The following is a 16897-nucleotide window of genomic DNA, read 5'->3' as shown; positions in this document are numbered from 1 at the left end:
TCCGCGGCTGCAGCCCTGTTCTCCCGACACGGATCGACCATGACCACAACCAATCCTTCCGAAATCTGGTACACACGCTGCCCGGTGCCAACGCCCTTGGGGCTGGCGGCACAGCTCGGATACCTTGAAGAAGCCTTTGAGGCGGAGGGCATTGCGCTCAGGTCGATCATCGACTCGCCGAACCGGGACATCCGCCAGAGTCACTTCAATCACACCTTAAGCTGGTCATTCAGGCACGGCGGGAACGTGCCGCCGATCCGCGCCCGTTCGGAAGGTCGCAAGACCCGCTTGGTCTGGATCACCTGGACTGACGAATTCCAGGCCGTCATCACCCTTCCTGCGACCGGCATCCGCACCGTCAAGGGTTTGAAAGACCGCCGCTTCGGTATTGCCCGGCGCCCCGAGGGGATCGTCGACTTCATGCGCGCGACGGCCCTCAAAGGTCTTGTTTCGGCGCTCTCCCTAGAAGGATTGACCCCTCAGGATATTGAGATCGTCGACATCCCACTTTCCGATTCTGTCCTGGACGAGCAGGAAGGACCTTCTCTGTTCGGGCTGAAGCGACGTCAGGCCTATGGCGAGGACATCACGGCATTGATCCGAGGTGACGTCGACGCGATCTTCGTCAAGGGAACTGCAGGCATCAATGTTGCCAACCTCATCGGCGCGATCCAAGTGGCAGAGTTCGGCTTCCATCCAGACCCGAAGGTTCGCATCAATTCGGGATCGCCGCGTCTCCTTACTGTCGACGAGCTTCTTGCGGAGGAGCGCCCCGATCTGGTCAGCCGCCTGATCGAAGCCGTCCATCGCGCCGCTGTCTGGGCCGCGGCCCATCCCGAAGACACGCGCCGCTTCATCGCCCGGGAGAGCGGCGCGACCGAAGAACAGGTGCTCGCCGCCCATGGCCCTGACGTGCATCGCCGTCTGGGCCTTTCACTTGATCCGGAGCTATTGGACGCTGTCAGCTGCTACAAGGACTTCCTGAGGGATTGGGGCTTCCTTGCGGGCGATTTTACCGTCGAGCAATGGGCCGATCATCGACCCTATGCCACGCTCGGCAAGAAAGCTGCTTGAGAGCTGTCAAATGACCATCGTTGAGTTCCCGGTGCTTCTGGACAGGGCGCAAGTTCTGGCTGACCGCTTTTCGGTCAGTGCCGCCCACCATGATGAGACCGGGGCTTTTCCATTCTCGAATGTGGATCAACTCTACCGAGCGGATCTCTTGCGTCTGACGGCAAGCCTTGAGAATCAGGGCCATGGCGGAGGGCTCGCGGAAGCCCAAGCGATCGTGGCGGAAATAGCCAGAGGCGAGCCTTCGACGGCACTCGTGCTTGCGATGCACTATAGCCACCACAATGCAATCTCACGCAGCGGCAAATGGCCGAAGCACCTCGTGGAGCGGATCAGCACGGCAAATCTTCAGGGAGCGGCCTTGATCAACTCCGCCCAGGTGGAACCCCGTATTGGCTCGCCTTCGCACGGAGCTCTGCCTGACACCATCGCCCGGCGAGACAGCAATGTCTGGCGGATCACCGGCCACAAGACCTATGCCACCGGTATCCCCGGGCTCAGATATGTGAGCGTCCTGGCCGTGACGGACGAGCTGGTGCCGCGCCTCGCGTCCTTTCTGGTGGAAGCCGACGCGCCGGGCCTGACGATCGTCGAAACGTGGAACGCCACAGGCATGCGGGCGACAGCGAGCCATGACCTCATCCTCGAGGATGTTGAGGTTCCCATCGCCGACATCATCGATCCTCAGCCGGCTTCGGAAGGTTTGAAGCGTGATGAGAACGCGTCAGCATGGTACTTCCTTCTCATTGCGGCGGTTTATCAGGGCATCGCCCGTGCAGCCGGCAATTGGATCCTCGACTTTGCCATCACACGTGCCCCAGGCAGCCTGGGGCAGCCGCTCTCGACCGTTCCCCGCATTCGCGACGGAATCGGAGAAATCGAATACCGGCTCGCCATTAATGAACGATTGCTGAGGACGACTGCGGAAGATGCCGATGCGAAGCAAAGACTTGGGATACAGCCAGGCCTTGTAAAACACCAAGTCATTGAGAACGCCGTAGCAATCACAACGCTGGCCCTGGAACTCGGCGGCAATCCTGGCCTGAGGCGTAGCCATCCGCTCGAGCGTCATCACCGGGATGCTCTTTGCGGGCGGGCCCATGCTCCGCAGAATAATTTGATACGGGAAATGGCCGCCAGGGCCGCTTTATCTGCCCGTGCAGTCGGCTCGCCCCCCTAAGGACCTTGGAAAACGTCGTCACACAGGTGGCACCGAGCACATCAGCATTCCACTGGAGTGCGAAGCGCCCGCTTCAATCCCGCCTCCCACATGCAGACTCGATTCCTAACCCAGTCCAGCAGGCTCACAGGGGCAAGGTGATGATGACCCAAATTGGGACGCACCGATCACGCGCGATGAGTGCGCATCTTGAGTGATACCAAGTCCCTGAAGAGCTGACTCGTTCGTGATTTCCCGGACTGGGATGAGTGTGATTCAGTTTGGCGAATCAGGGAGGTTCGCCATGCCTATCCCACTCCGGTCTGACTTTGATGCATCTCAGCTTCGCGCACTCGCCCGCAAGACGAAGAACGCCGCCCAGGCGCGGCGGCTTCTGGCACTGGCGGCGATCTATGAGGGTGCCGCGCGCACCGAGGCGGCGCGGATTGGCGGGGTGACGCTGCAGATCGTGCGCGACTGGGTGCTCAAGTTCAACGCTGAGGGCCCTGAGGGGCTGATCGACCGCAAGCCTCCGGGCCAGCCCTCACGGCTCACCGATCAGCATCGTCAGCTGCTGGTGCAGATGATCGAGGCCGGCCCGATCCCGGCAGTGCACGGGGTGGTGCGCTGGCGCCTGGCCGACCTGATCCAGTGGCTCTGGGATGAGCACCGCCTGCCGATCTCGAAGCAGACCCTGAGCCGGGAAGTGCGCGCGCTGGGCTATCGCAAGCTGTCGGCCCGCCCGCGTCATCACGCCAAGAGCGATGCCGCCGTGGCCGCTTTTAAAAAGACTTCCCCGCGCGTGTGGCGGAAATCGCGACCCACGAGGCTCACGGCAAGCCGCTAGAGATCTGGTTTGCCGACGAGGCGCGCATCGGCCAGAAGAACAAGATCACGCGGCGTTGGGCCAGGCGCGGCACCCGTCCCTCGGCCGCGCGGGATCTGCGCACCGCCTCCACCTACATCTTCGGGGCCATCTGCCCGGCGCACGGCAAGGGAGCCGGCCTGGTGCTGCCCCGCTGCACCACACAGGCCATGAATGAACATCTGAAGGAGATCGCGCAGGCGGTGGCGCCGGGGGCTCACGCCGTCTTGCTGTTGGACCGGGCGGGCTGGCATGTGTCGTGCAAACTGCGGGTGCCACCCAACATCACCCTGGTGCCGCTGCCGGCGAAAGCCCCTGAGCTGAACCCGGTCGAGAACATCTGGCAATACATGCGCGAGAACTGGATCTCCAACCGGGTCTTCACGTCCTACACGGACATCCTCGATCACTGCTGCGCGGCGTGGAACAAGCTCACCGAGCAGCCGTGGACCATCATGTCGATCGGCCTGCGCGACTGGGCACACGGGTTCTGATCACCAAGACTTGGTATGAGTTCAGCGTGAGCGATTCTTTGCGCCCATTACGGAATTGTTCTCGTGCTTGTTCTGCAAATAAAAATTCTTTCTATTCATTGACTTGAGAATTTATGTTCCACCTTGCCGACGTTATTTGGGCACTTCGTTTCTTGACCCAGTTTTTAATTAAATTAAGCTTTATTCATGAGGAATGAACTATGACCATACTCATTGTTCCAGGGCTGCATGGCTCAGAGCCGGACCATTGGCAGAGCCATTGGGAAGCTGAATTGTACAATGCGGAACGCGTCCAGCAGGAAAACTGGAGTTCTCCTGATTTTAACGTTTGGTTGGCGACGCTGGTTCGTCACATAAGAGAGAAGCCTGGAGCCATTCTCGTCGGCCATAGTCTTGGGGCGACATTGGTTGCCCACTTGGCCGCTCAACATCCCAATTTGGATATCGGTGGTGCCTTGCTGGTCGCGCCGGCTGATCCTGAGTTGACGCGTCCACCCGTTCCCGAACTCGCCTCGTTTGGACCGCTGCCTCTCGATCCCTTTCACTTCCCTGCATTCGTGATTGCGAGCCGCACTGATCCTTATATGGCCCCGGATCGTGCTCGTGTCCTTGCGAACGCCTGGGAGGCCGCTTTCGTTGATGTCGGGGATGCTGGCCATATCAATGTCGCCAGCGGCCACGGCGCTTGGCCGGAAGGCCGGCGTTGGCTTGATCATCTTCGTGTCTGGCAGGCAGATCTTCAGAACTATCCTCGCGGGAAATGTCTAATTGGCGCTTAGCTTGAGCTATATGGACTGCTCAGAAGTGCTCCACGATGAAGACTTCGCCAAATAAAGGGATACGCTGACATAGGACTGTCATTTGCGGTCAACCGCACCAGATGTGTGGGGAACTCGCTCTAGCTTCTTAATGAAATGATGTTTTTCTGGTGCACCGGAGAATTGTCATTTTATCAAGAAGATAGGTCATATACGCGGTATTCTTCAGGACGCATTTTGCTGAGTCATCTGGTGGCGGAACGTTGTTGGAAGCGGGTACGTTGGGCGATTGAGCAGTATGTCCGACGCTCTGGCATGGGACCTCCTTCTCCGCATCGAGGGAGAACCGAATGCTGTCCATCCACCCCAAGCCCACACCACCCTAGCCGCCCGGATCGAGACTGCCTGATTCCTTGAGCCCATATGCGTATTGGCGATACGTTTCGGCGTGAGTACGGAAACCTTCCGCAAGTGGCGCAAACGCAGGGCTGAGGATTTCGAGGTGGCCCCGAGTTTCTGCTTGCTGGGGGCGAATGCTGCAGTGAGGGCAGCCCGGCCCATGCGGCGATGTCCCGCCGCACTTGAGGGTCTCGGCTGGAGGCGCGAGGGCCGCCGCGGTGACCGGGCCGACACCGGGAATGGTCATCAGCCGACGCGCCGTCTCAGCCGTCTTTGCCCTCACGACGGTCTCGCGATCCAAACGGGCAATCTGCTCGTCCAGCCGATGGCGTATCTCAATCAGCGTCTGGAGGATCCGTCGGGCGATCTTCAGGATTGGCTCGGCTCAATCCTAGGTAGCCTGCATGGGATGCGGCACGTAAGCCGGCCCTTCGGTCACCACGATCCCAAATTCCGGCAAATGCCCGCGCAAGGTATTGCCGATCTGGGTGCGCTGCTTCACCGGGAGATCACGGGCTCGGAACACGACCGCCGCGGCTTGAGCCTCGCCGGATGTCGTTGGCCAGGCTGGCAACGACAAGCTCACAATCAGATCAGGCATCGTTGAGGCGCAGAATCCGCGTTTCCTTCCGCGTTGCCCATTGTTGGTCGGGGTGATATTTGGACCGGTCAGACTAAAAGGGGCCAGAAATGCGACCTCGGGAATTCGATTCGGAAGCTGCGGCAAACGCGATCATGCGCGTTTTCCTGAAGCAGGGTTATGCTGCCACCTCGATGGACGACCTTACCCGTGAAACCGGATTGTCGCGAAGCAGCATCTATAATGCCTTCGGCAGCAAGCAGCAGATGTATCAAGTCGCCTTGCAGCAATATCACAAAACTACGTCGGCGAACGTGATGCTCGTAGCCCAGGACGCGCCGGTTAAGGACATCGTTCGCAAGCTGCTGATGTCAGTTGTGAACGATGAAATGAGCGGCCGGGACGATCGAGGCTGCCTCGTTGCCAACAGCAGCTTGGATGTCGCGCAGCACGATCCCCAAATTGCGGCGCTGGTCGCCGATCACCTCACTCGGTTGGAGAACGCTCTTACTTCCGCGATCAAGCGCGGGCAGGAGAAAAACGAGTTGAGCAGCGCTCGGGATAGCCGGGCCTTGGCACGATTTGTCCTGAGCTCCGTTCAGGGTCTCAGAGTGATGGGAAAGGGCAGCGCCGAAAAGGGCCGCCAACGCCGTTTACTCGATATCGTCAATATTACTATAGACGCTCTTTAATACAGTCATTTTTTCTCCAGAACCCAAAATCTATAGCAAGTTGTGTGCCTTGACAGTTTTGTATCGAGCAGTCCATAACTAGCGATAGTTGAGTACTTCCTGTGGTTATACTTGAAAAGGGGTTCACATGTCGCACCAAGGGCAAACCGGTCAAAACTCGGCCGTCATCGCGGTGCTTGGCACCGGCATCATCGGCGCACCGGTCGCACGCAATCTCCATAGGAAGGGCTTCGCAGTCCGGGTATGGAATCGAAGTGCTCAAAAGGCGCATGCGCTTTCGGAAGAAGGAATTGCCGTTGCGGCTGATCCGGCGGAGGCGGTCCAAGGGGCCGACATCGTCATCACAGTCCTTAAGGACGGTCCGGCGGTGGAGAGCGCGATTTCCTCAATCCGGCCCGACAACGGCCACGCCATATGGATCCAGCTCAGCACAGTCGGCATCAAGCCCACAGCGCGCTTGAAGGAGCTTGCGGCCGCGAAGGGCTGGACGTACTTCGATGCCCCGGTGCAGGGGACTCGTCAGCCGGCAGAAGCGGGCAAACTCGTCATCTTGGCTTCAGGGCCGACCGAGGGGCGCGAGCGGGTTCAGCCGATATTCGATGCAATCGGGAGCCGCTCTGTCTGGGTTTCCGAGCTGGCAGGCGATGCCACGAGGCTGAAGCTCGCCCTGAACAGCCTGGTTCTTGCTCTCACTCATGGGACGGCAGAAAGCCTTTCACTTGCCAAAGCCTTGGGTGTTGATCCCGCGCTTGTGGTCGACGTCGTGAAGGGCGGGCCCCTTGACAGTCCATTCTTTCAAGCCAAAGCGTCCGCAATCCTCAATGAGAATTTTGAGCCGAGCTTTTCGATCGACAACGCCATCAAAGACAGCAAGCTTGTCGACGCCGCCGCTAAGGAAGCCGGCCTGAAGCTCGACTTGGTGACGGCTGGCGAGAGCAGGTTTAAACGGGCCGCCGCACGCGGTGCTGGCAAACTCGACATCGCTGCTTCCTACCTCGCCTGATCCACAGAAGCGTAAGTATCCGACTCTGCGAAGTTAGCCATCGGCCTGACTTCGCCTCCTGTTCGCTTGTGCCTTCTTCCGCGAGGTTTGGATGCCTGATCTTCTTGGATATCGGTTGAAACTTGGTGTGGCGGTTCCGTCGACCAATACGTCGGTACAGCCGGAAATGGATGCTTTGCGACCTGCCGGCGTCACCAATCATCTTGCCCGCATCATCATTGATGACGAGTCCCTTGAAGAGGAAGCCGGCTTCAACAGCGTGATCGACAGAATACGCAGGTCGACTGGCGACGCCTTGAAGAGCTTGAGCAATTGCGGATTGCAACGCGTCATCGTAGCCGTATCGCCGGATAGCTATTGGGAAGGCGCGGAGCATCACCGGTCACTTGTGGCGCAGTTTCGTGAGGCTGCCGGCGGCGCCGAGATTACAACCAGCGCGGACGCGATCGAGGCGGCTTTGGAGAAACTCGGCGGGTTGCGCCGGATTGGCCTGATCAGTCCCTATGCCGAAATCGGAGACGATCCGGCAAGCCGCTTTTTCGTCGAGCGAGGATACGAGGTTGTCGCGCTCCATGGCCTCGGCGGCAAGAGCCCGTCTCGGATTGCGGACGTGACGACGGCAAAGCTTCGGGCCGCGGTCGAGGCGGTGAACCGGCCCGAGGTCGAGGTGATCGTGCAGGTTGGCACGAACGTGCCAATGGCGGCCTTTGCGGCGCTCGCGGAAAACCGGGTTGGTAAGCCTGTCATCGCCAACAACGCCGTTCTCTATTGGCATGCATTGAGACACAGCGGGATCGCCGATTCCGTCGAGCGAGCCGGATCGCTGTTCTCGACTCATTGAGCCGGTGAGATCCAGCAATAAAAAAATACTCCGGGATATCCGGAAGTGATCTTTGGACCCGGTCACTTCCCTGCTTAATCAGAACAGAGAGGAAGCTTTCAACGAAGCAGCGTAGCGCGGTTCGCTTAGCACTTGTTCTGTACCGTTTGATCCAAAAGTGGTGCAAAGGAGCACTGGAATGTCTGTCGAACGCCACATCTTGACGAATCCTCCCCCGACTCCCGCTTTCCAGGGGCGACGCGCTATCTCAAGTCTGAACGTGCTCAGCACGAGAATGACCTTGGCCGAAATGTTGCTGGCCCAGGCCAGAAGCCGGCCATGGGAGATCGCCGTCACCGACGGGAAAAACTCACTTTCCTATGCCGAATTCGTCGAACGATGCCTGACGGTGGCCCACGCCCTGCGCGAGCGCGGCATCGGCCCAAGCGACAGGGTAGGGGTTTTCATCGAGCCTTCCGTGGATCTGCTGGTGGGTGTCTGGTCAGTGCTTCTGGCAGGCGGCGCATATCTCCCGCTCGCAACGGACTATCCGGAGGAGCGTCTAGCGCTCATGGCGCGGGATGGCGGCGTCTCCGTCATCGTCAGCCATTCCAAAGGCCATGCTGCGCTCTCGAACTTCCTGCTGCCCGGCGTCGAGGTTATCGACGTCGAGTCCGTCGGGGAGAATTCAGCCATCAAGACGCTGGACCCCGATCTCCGGGTGAACGAACTGACCGGCAGCGATCTCGCTTATGTGATTTTCACCTCGGGAACGACGGGGACGCCGAAGGGCGTATCGATCTCGCACCGGGCGATCGTCAGCCAACTCACATGGCTGCAAACGGAGCATCACCTCATCAGCGGCCAGAAGATCTTGCAGAAGACGCCGATCAGTTTCGATGCCGCGCAATGGGAGTTGCTGGCCGTCTGCTGCGGGGCCACGGTCGTGATGGGATATCCGGGCATACACCGTGATCCCGCCGGCATCGTTCAGATGATCAAGGCTCACGACGTCACGATGCTGCAGGCCGTGCCGACTTTGCTGCAGGCCTTGGCGGACGATCCGGAGCTCGGGCAGCTAGGCACGCTGAAAAGCATCTTCAGTGGTGGTGAGGCATTAAGCCGAAAGCTCGCGTTGCGACTTCTCGAGGTCAAGCCGGATGTCACGCTGGTCAACCTCTACGGCCCAACCGAATGCACGATCAATGCCACTTCCTTTACTGTTACGCGTGAAGGTTTGGAGCATCTGGATGAGACCGTTCCGCTCGGCTTGCCGGCCGCCAGGACGGGGTGCCATATCCTGGATGAAGAGCACCGGCCAGTGTCGCCAGGAGAGACCGGAGAACTTTATATTTCCGGGGTCCAGGTCGCCGAGGGGTACTTGAACCGGCCCGAGCAGACAAGCGAGCGGTTTGTCAAACTGTCGCCGGCGCCCGGCCAGGAGCCGGTCCGCATGTATAAATCCGGCGACCTTGTCAGGCTCAACCCGGACGGCACCCTGCACTTCGTCGGCCGTGCGGATAATCAGGTCAAATTCAGAGGCTATCGGATCGAGCTGGATGAGGTCCGCATGGCAATCGAAAACCATGACTGGGTGAAATCGGCGGCAGTCTTTGTCAAACCGCATGCCCGGACGGGCCAGCTGGTCCTGCTTGCAGGAGTCGAGCTCAATCCCCGAGACGCATCAGTCATGGACCAGGGCGACCACGGAGCGCACCACCAGACCAAGAAAAGTCGCGTGCAAGTGAGGGCGCAGCTTTCCGATGCCGGGTTGCGGCGGGCCGACGACCTCATAGGCCGTTCGTCGGTCGATCTTCCTGGCCGGGAGGAAACGGTGGTTCAACGTCGGCGGGCCTTTGCGCGGAAAACCTACCGCTTCTTTGACGGCGGCCGGCTGTCGTCAACCGACCTCCTCAAGTTGCTGGAACGCCCAGTGGTTACAGGCCCGTCGTCAAGCCTTTCGGCCCTGGATCTGAAGACCCTCGGGGCACTCATGCGAAACCTTGGGCAGTTCCGGAGCCGTGAACGGCTTTTGCCGAAATATGCCTATGCTTCGCCGGGCGCACTCTACGCGACGCAAGTTTATATCGAGCTTCGCAACATAGCGGGCATCCCGTCCGGGCATTATTATTATCATCCCGCCGACCATCGTCTTGTCCTGATCCGGGCAGAGCGCGATGAAGTCTCGGCTCCTTCCGCGACGCTGCACTTCACCGGCAATGTCGCGGCTATTCGGCCTGTCTATAAGAACAACATCCTCGAAGTGCTCGAGATGGAGACGGGGCATATCCTCGGCTTGCTCGATGCCGTTCTGCCGGAATATGGCTTGGCGCTCGGACGCGGCGCGTTTGTGAACGACGGTGGTGCGTTGCTTCGCCTGGATGAGGACCATGCGTATCTCGGGTCGTTCGACATTGTCCCGTTTTCAGAACGCGAAGAAGCCGAAGCGCTTGAAATTTACGTTCAGGCCCATAGCGATAAGGTCGACGGCCTGCCTTCTGGAACCTATCGGTACCGGGATGCACGATTTGAGCCATTTTCAAAGCATGTGGTTCAACAGAAACACGTGATCGCCATCAACCAGCAGGTCTATGAACGGTCCAGTGCCGGTGTCACATTCGTTAACCGAACGACCGATGCGTGGCGTCGATACATCGATCTTGGGCGGGGTCTCCAAACCCTGCAGATGAACGACATTCAGATTGGCCTGATGTCGTCGGGATACAGCTCGAAGACCGGCAAGGACCTGGTCGCCGCCCGGAGGATATTCGATATCCTGCACGAGCCGGACGAGCCGGAGCCTGCTGTCTATTTCGCTCTGGCGGGTAAGATCAGCGCCAATCAGATCTTTCACGAGGGTATGCGGGAGGATACGGTGCACATGGATGGGCCCGCCGAACTCGTGCGTAAGGACCTTCAAAACATCCTGCCCGACTATATGGTCCCGAGCCGCATCGTGGTGATCGACCAGCTCCCCTATAGCGCATCCGGCAAGGTGGATGTCGTCGCGCTCAAGCAATCGAACGTCTTCGACGAACACCATTCCGAACGGGAGTTCGTGCCGGCGCGCAACGCCATCGAAGAGGCGATCAGCACGATCTGGCGGCGGGAAATGAAACTCGATGACGTTTCCGTACGGGATGACTTCTTCGAGATCGGCGGAGATCGCTGCAAGCGGTCACAGTCGTACTGGAAATCAACCAGACGCTGGGAGTGGATCTGCCCATCCAGGTGCTGTTCGAGGACGCCACGATCGAAAAGCTCGCTCGGCGCATCGCTCAAGGACGCCAGCACGACATTGCCCGGGTGGTCACGCTTCGGTCCGGGATCGACACGCCGATCTTCCTGTGGCCCGGCCTCGGCGGCTATCCAATGAACCTCCGGCCTCTCGCCCAAGCCCCGGAGACAAAACGGCCGGTGATGGGTGTGCAGGCATCAGGGGTCAATCCCGGCGAGGAGATTTCCGGTTCGATCGAAGAGATGGCCGCTGCGGATGTCGCGATCATTCGCAGTATCCAGCCGCAAGGCCCCTACAGCCTCTGGGGTTATTCATTCGGCGCCCGTGTCGCTTACGAAGTCGCTGCTCAGCTCGAAGAGGCCGGTGAGACCGTGCAGGAACTGGTTTTCCTGGCCCCGGGCTCTCCGGAACTCGAAAGCGGGCAGCCCGTGCGGGGCGATAGCAATACGCTTTTCCGCGATCGCTCCTTCCTCACCATTCTATATTCTGTGTTCGCCCATTCGATAGACCCCCCGCTTGTCGAGGCATGTGTGCGGACGGCCAAGGACGAGGCCAGCTTCATCGAACATGTGGCGACCTCCTATCCGGCGCTCGACAGAGGATTGATCGAACGCATCGTCCGGCTTGTGACGGCGACTTACGGACCGACCTACGGCCCGGAACCCCGCGAGCGGCCATTGAAGACACCAGCAACGATTCTGAGGGCTCAAGGAGACAGCCGGTCATTCGTCGAAGCGGCATCGGTCAGCCTTTCCAGCACGGTGCGGATCCTCGATCTGGAGCCGGATCATTACACGGTGCTGAAACCGGCGGGACTGCCGCATGTGATCGCCGCCCTAACGACAATCGCAGCCGCCGGAAGCGAACCGGGCGAGGTCCCGGTGCGGATATCGGCCTAATTCGAGGGAGATCGACCGTGCCTCACGTCATCATCAAGCATTTTCCGGCAAACCTCGATCGGGGGGCGCGCGAGAGACTGAAAAGTGCCATCGCCGAGGCGATTCGAGGTGCGTTCCGCTGCGATCCCGGCGCCATTTCGATTGCCCTGCAGGACGTTCCTCCGGATCGATGGCACGAAGCGGTCTACGAACCGGACATCCAGCCGCATATCGGCCGCCTGCTCAAATCGCCCGATTATCAAAGTCGGTCATCCAACGGTTGAACCCGGCTTAACCCCGAACCCTTCGGAGCCAAACCCATGTCGACAAGAGATGAAACGAAGAACCACTCGCTTCTATTGTTTGCCATCTTCCTGCTTTCACTGAACCTGCGCCCGGCCGTCGCCGCCATTGGACCCCTTGCCACGCCTATACTCGGGACGACCCCAATTGGTTCGCTCGGTCTTGGATTGTTGACGACGATACCCGTCTTTCTGATGGGACTCGGCGCGATCTATGTCCGGCAGATCCGAGCATTGCTGGGCGAAACGCGGGGCGTCGCGCTCGGCGGCCTCGTCATCGCGGGTTCCTGCCTTCTGCGGTACTGGTTCAATGGCGCCGCCGGCCTGATCCTCACCGCCGCCGGGGCGGGGATCGGAATCGCGATCATCCAAGCTTTGACCCCAAGCTTCGCCAAGCGCAATTACGGGGCCGGAACGGGTCGCGTGATCGGGGTCTATTCCACCGGCATCGTGGTCGGCGCCGCCGTAGCCGCAGGATTGGCTGCCTACCTCGCGAGCCACCTCGGCTGGCAAGGAACATTAGCGGCCTGGTCACTGCCGGCGCTGATCGCCACGATCGTCTGGCTTCTGGCGTCCCGTGGCGCGAGGAGCGAAGGCGGCGTCGACACGGTCGCGTCGGTCAGTGCCTCGAACTCACCGCAATTATGGAGGAACCCACGTTGCTGGTCGCTCGTGATCTTCTTCGGCGTCGGAACGGGCGCCTTCATGCTGGCGATGGCCTGGATCCCTCCCTTCTACCTCGGCCTTCAGCAGCCCGCCGAAAGAGCCGGTCTGTTGCTGTCGATCCTGACTGTTGTCGAGGCCGCAACGGCCCTCGGCGTCGCGGCTTTCGTTCATCACTTCCCGGATCGGCGCGGCCCCCTGATCTTCTCCCTAATCACGGTGGCCGCCGGGTTTGCCGTCCTCACCGTGTCACCGGTCGCGTTGGCCATCCCCGCGATGGTGCTGCTGGGGGTGGGCATCGGCATTCTGTTCCCGTTATCGATCATCGTCGCAATCGACCATATCGACGACCCAACGATCGCGGGCAATTTCACGTCCATCGTCCAGGGCGGCGGCTACATCATCGCAAGCTTCGTACCGCTGATCGCCGGTGGGTTCCGTGACGTCTTCGCCGATCTCACGCACGTCTGGACCCTGATGGCTATCGGCAGCATTGTCATGATCGCCGTCGCCGCGCGCTTCTCACCGGACAGTTATCTTCGCTTTCGGGACGCTCTCCGTCTTCAACGCCCGCCGGGTGCCGCCCGAACGAAGCCCGAACGCATCAGAGCTTAAATTTCATCAACATCGTTATGCCGGGTGATCCGCCCGCCACGCACAGGAAACCTCATCATGCGTCAGAAACTGCTTTCATTCGTCGCGGCCTCATTTCTCGCACTGTCTGTGCCGGTTGCCGCGCAATCGCTGGCGCTCCCCCGCGCGGAGCCGGGCGCAGTATCCGGTGGGACCCTCCGGGTGGCTGTCGACCGCCTGACCTCGTATAACCTCATCCCACACGACAACACGTGGATTGGAACGTTCCTGAATCAGTTCGAGGCCCTGGTGCGGGTTGACGACAAGGGCCAATTCCATCCGTGGCTGGCGAAATCGTGGGACATTTCCGATGACGGAAAGGTCTATACGTTCAAGCTGCGGGACGATGTCGTCTTCCAGGACGGAGACAAGTTCAATGCGCAGGCCGTGAAATTCAACTTCGACTCCCTTTACGAGAGTAAGCTCCAGCGCATCCAGTCCTACAAGGCGAGCCTTCTTTACCATTACAAGGAAGCACGCGTGCTGGACGACTACACCGTTCGGATCGAGTTGGCCAAACCTGATGCCTCCTTCCTGACACGTATCGGCACGCTGGTTGGAGCGATTGTGTCGCCCTCTTCGATCAAGGCGCTGAAACCGGAAAACCTGGGCGACTCACTGAAGGGAACGGGGCCGTTCGAACTGGTAAGGTTCATCCCGGATCAGCGTCTGGTCTACAAGCGCTTTGACAAATACAACTGGGCGGCGGCGGACGCCAAGCATAATGGGCCCGCCTATCTCGACAGCCTCGTCATCGATTACGTCCCCGATGCGGCGGTGCGTGCAGGATTGCTTTCATCCGGTCAAGTGGACTTCGTCACCGCGGTCGGACTAAACGATATTCCGCTGTTTCAGGACAACGCCGATTTCCAGTTCATTTCCCGCCCGGACAACAGCGTTCCGTGGACCTGGTACTTCAACGTGAACGGCTTTGCCACGAACGACATCCGAGTGAGGGAGGCTTTCCGCGAAGCACTTGATCTCGGTGCGCTCGTGTCGGGCATCTACCAGTCGACGGGGAAGCGCGCATGGTCGCAGATCGCATCCGGCTCGACATACTACAACAAGGGGATCGAAGGCACATACTCCAACAATGTGGAACGCGCCAATGCACTGCTGGACGAGGCAGGCTGGACGGGGCGCAATGCGGAGGGCATCCGCACCAATGACAAGGGTCAGGCGCTTGAACTTGTCTTGCTCGACCGTGGTCTTTTCGGACGCAACAAGCTGTTCGGCGAAGCCGCCCAGCAGGTGCTTCGGGAAAATGCCGGCATCAAGCTCACCTTCGACACGGTCGACATGGCGCAGGGCTTCGCCAAGCGCTCCGAAAACAAATATTCGCTCTTCCATACTCAGATCGGCGGCTACGACCTCGGCGAGAGCCTAATCAATCTCTTCTCATCCCACGGCGTAATGAACTTCGCCAAGGTCTCCGACCGGGTGCTAACCGTTCTTATGCACGAGAGGGCTGGAGAAGGCTGGCGGATGTAGCTTAAGCGCTTGAAGCAGCGTAGGATTTGGTTGCTGAAGCCGATCCTGCAACCCCTTCAAGGCTGCCACACCCGCCATGACGGACGATACAACCCCGACGTTCTCGTTTCCAGCCGTATCCCGCAAGAAGATCACCGCCGCCTTTGACGGTGGGCGCCTGTCGTCGGACGGCGGCGTCATGCTCCTGGCCCAGGCCGAGCACCAGCTCGGGATCGCCGAGCGGCTGGCGCGCCTCATCCCCGATCGGCGCGATCCGAGCCGCGTGACACACGCGATCACCGACATGATCCGCGCCCGCATCTTCGCCATCGCGTGCGGCTATGAGGATTGCAACGACTTCGGCCCGCTGCGCTCGGATCCGGCGTTCAAGCTCGCCTGCGGCCACTTGCCGGAGACCGGGGCCGATCTGGCCTCGCAGCCGACCCTCTCGCGCCTGGAGAACGCCCCGAGCCTGCGCGATGCGATCCGGCTGACCTATGCTCTGGTGGATCAATGGATGGACAGCTATCCCACTCCGCCCGACGGGGCGGTGCTGGACGTCGATGACACCTGTGACGTGGTGCACGGACATCAGCAGCTGTCACTGTTCAACGCCCATTATGACGAGCGCTGCTTTCTGCCGATCCACGTCTACGACAGCGCCACCGGCCGCCCCGTCGCCATCGTGCTGCGGCCGGGCAAGACGCCGTCTGGCATCGAGGTGCGGGCGCATCTACGCCGGTTGGTGCGGCGCATCCGCACCCGTTGGCCGACGACACGCATCACCATCCGCGGCGACAGTCACTATGCCCGTCCCGAGGCCATGGAGTTCTGCGAGCAGAACGGCCTCAGCTACCTCTTTGGGCTGGCCGGCACGAGGCCGCTCACCGCCAAAGTCCAGGATGTGGCGGATGCGGTGCGCACCCACAGGGCACTGGAGGATCGCGAGGTCGTTCGCGGCTTTGCCGAGACGATGCACCGGGCCAAAAGCTGGTCGTGCGAGCGACGGGTGGTGGCCCGCATTGAGGCGACCCGCCTCGGGCTCGACATCCGCTTTGTGGTCACCAACCTGATCAGAACCAGCCCGCGAGTCATCTACGAGAGCCTGTACTGTGCCCGCGGTCAGGCGGAGAACTGGATCAAGTTCCACAAGGCACAGCTTGCCTCCGACCGGACCTCGTGCCGGCGCGCGGTGGCCAATCAGGTTCGCCTCGTGCTGCACACGGCCGCCTATTGGCTGATGCTGGCAGTGCGGGAGGCCATCCCAGCCACTCGCGATCTCGCCCGGGCGGAGTTCGCAACGCTGCGGCTGCGCCTGCTCAAGATCGCCGTGCGGGTGCAGGAAAGCACCAGCCGCATCCGACTGGCCTTTGCCTCGTGCTGTCCGGAAGCGGATCTCGTCCGCCGTCTTGCGAGCGCTCTGGCACCCCAGCCCCGGGCGGCCTCGCCATAAGCGACGGGGCCGCCATCGCCCCGCTCACCTCATTTCGTCTCTGCAACGCGTTCCCCACGTTCCAAACCTCGCCGCGGTGAAACAGACGCAACGGATTGGCGCGCCCGGGCCATCTATCAGGTCACTGCAACAAACTCAGTGAATACGATCGGCTAGACGATCTCCTCGCCGAACAGAACGAAGCGCTCACCGCCGAGGATCGGGCTGGGTACATCGCCAAGATCGAAGATTATCTTGTGAACGAGAAAAAGCTTGTCCTGCCGATCGTCGAGCCGCTGGCCAACGTGGCGGCGAGCGCCAAGGTTCACAATGTTGAAACCAGCTTCGCCCCCATCCGGAACTATACCGGCCCCTATGCCTATGAGATCTGGCTGAAATAACGGGTCTTATGCTGGGCATTCATCCAACTCTAAACGCCG

Annotated in this window: 14 protein-coding genes and 1 pseudogene; 14 read left to right on the top strand and 1 reads right to left on the bottom strand. The window is 60.3% G+C overall.

Annotation, left to right across the window (positions count from 1 at the left end):
* Window positions 1-39: 39 nt before the first annotated feature.
* From ACD578_RS28955 to ACD578_RS28940, 4 genes are all read left to right on the top strand, one after another.
* A complete protein-coding gene (locus ACD578_RS28955; RefSeq protein WP_404294340.1) occupies window positions 40-1074 on the top strand; it encodes an ABC transporter substrate-binding protein in 1035 nt (344 codons plus the stop codon).
* 10 nt (window positions 1075-1084) lie between these two features.
* Window positions 1085-2251, top strand: coding sequence for an acyl-CoA dehydrogenase family protein (locus tag ACD578_RS28950; RefSeq protein ID WP_404294338.1), 1167 nt, complete (start codon window positions 1085-1087; stop codon window positions 2249-2251).
* A 244-nt stretch (window positions 2252-2495) separates the two neighbouring features.
* A protein-coding gene (locus ACD578_RS28945; RefSeq protein ID WP_404294337.1) for an IS630 family transposase occupies window positions 2496-3589 on the top strand; the annotation gives its coding sequence in 2 pieces (ribosomal slippage) (window positions 2496-3021 and window positions 3021-3589; 1095 coding nt in all).
* Window positions 3590-3789: 200 nt separating this feature from the next.
* Window positions 3790-4368 (top strand): RBBP9/YdeN family alpha/beta hydrolase, encoded by a 579-nt coding sequence (locus tag ACD578_RS28940; RefSeq protein WP_404294336.1) that lies wholly within the window; start codon window positions 3790-3792, stop codon window positions 4366-4368.
* 769 nt (window positions 4369-5137) lie between these two features.
* On the opposite strand, the gene ACD578_RS28935 is transcribed toward ACD578_RS28940, so the two are convergent.
* Window positions 5138-5320 (bottom strand): hypothetical protein, encoded by a 183-nt coding sequence (locus tag ACD578_RS28935; RefSeq protein ID WP_404294335.1) that lies wholly within the window; start codon window positions 5318-5320, stop codon window positions 5138-5140.
* Between the two features lie 116 nt (window positions 5321-5436).
* On the opposite strand from ACD578_RS28935, the gene ACD578_RS28930 reads away from it, so the two are divergent.
* The 10 genes and pseudogenes from ACD578_RS28930 (at window position 5437) to ACD578_RS28885 (ending at window position 16858) form a co-directional block, all read left to right on the top strand.
* The gene (locus ACD578_RS28930) at window positions 5437-6018 is read left to right on the top strand and encodes a TetR/AcrR family transcriptional regulator (RefSeq protein ID WP_404294333.1); all 582 of its coding nucleotides are present in this window, start codon (window positions 5437-5439) and stop codon (window positions 6016-6018) included.
* Between the two features lie 127 nt (window positions 6019-6145).
* Window positions 6146-7021 (top strand): NAD(P)-dependent oxidoreductase, encoded by an 876-nt coding sequence (locus tag ACD578_RS28925; RefSeq protein ID WP_404294331.1) that lies wholly within the window; start codon window positions 6146-6148, stop codon window positions 7019-7021.
* Between the two features lie 91 nt (window positions 7022-7112).
* Window positions 7113-7862, top strand: coding sequence for a hypothetical protein (locus ACD578_RS28920; RefSeq protein WP_404294328.1), 750 nt, complete (start codon window positions 7113-7115; stop codon window positions 7860-7862).
* Window positions 7863-8040: 178 nt separating this feature from the next.
* Window positions 8041-9393, top strand: a pseudogene (locus ACD578_RS28915) (amino acid adenylation domain-containing protein); the annotation flags it as partial.
* 1820 nt (window positions 9394-11213) lie between these two features.
* Window positions 11214-11978, top strand: coding sequence for a thioesterase domain-containing protein (locus tag ACD578_RS28910; protein WP_404295517.1), 765 nt, complete (start codon window positions 11214-11216; stop codon window positions 11976-11978).
* 17 nt (window positions 11979-11995) lie between these two features.
* Window positions 11996-12241 carry a hypothetical protein gene (locus ACD578_RS28905; RefSeq protein WP_404294326.1) on the top strand — a complete coding sequence of 82 codons (246 nt, stop codon included), beginning with the start codon at window positions 11996-11998 and terminating at the stop codon, window positions 12239-12241.
* A 36-nt stretch (window positions 12242-12277) separates the two neighbouring features.
* Window positions 12278-13537: an MFS transporter gene (locus tag ACD578_RS28900; RefSeq protein ID WP_404294325.1), complete on the top strand. Its 1260-nt coding sequence runs from the start codon at window positions 12278-12280 to the stop codon at window positions 13535-13537.
* A 57-nt stretch (window positions 13538-13594) separates the two neighbouring features.
* Window positions 13595-15046 (top strand): ABC transporter substrate-binding protein, encoded by a 1452-nt coding sequence (locus ACD578_RS28895; protein WP_404294324.1) that lies wholly within the window; start codon window positions 13595-13597, stop codon window positions 15044-15046.
* Between the two features lie 76 nt (window positions 15047-15122).
* Window positions 15123-16478 (top strand): IS1380 family transposase, encoded by a 1356-nt coding sequence (locus tag ACD578_RS28890; protein WP_404294322.1) that lies wholly within the window; start codon window positions 15123-15125, stop codon window positions 16476-16478.
* Window positions 16479-16573: 95 nt separating this feature from the next.
* Window positions 16574-16858 carry a hypothetical protein gene (locus ACD578_RS28885; protein ID WP_404294321.1) on the top strand — a complete coding sequence of 95 codons (285 nt, stop codon included), beginning with the start codon at window positions 16574-16576 and terminating at the stop codon, window positions 16856-16858.
* The last annotated feature ends 39 nt before the right edge of the window (window positions 16859-16897 follow it).

The organism is Microvirga sp. RSM25, assembly GCF_044784385.1.
Taxonomy (GTDB): domain Bacteria; phylum Pseudomonadota; class Alphaproteobacteria; order Rhizobiales; family Beijerinckiaceae; genus Microvirga; species Microvirga tunisiensis.
The sequence above is the reverse complement of the archived record's forward strand: the minus strand, read 5'-3'. Positions and strand labels throughout refer to the sequence as shown.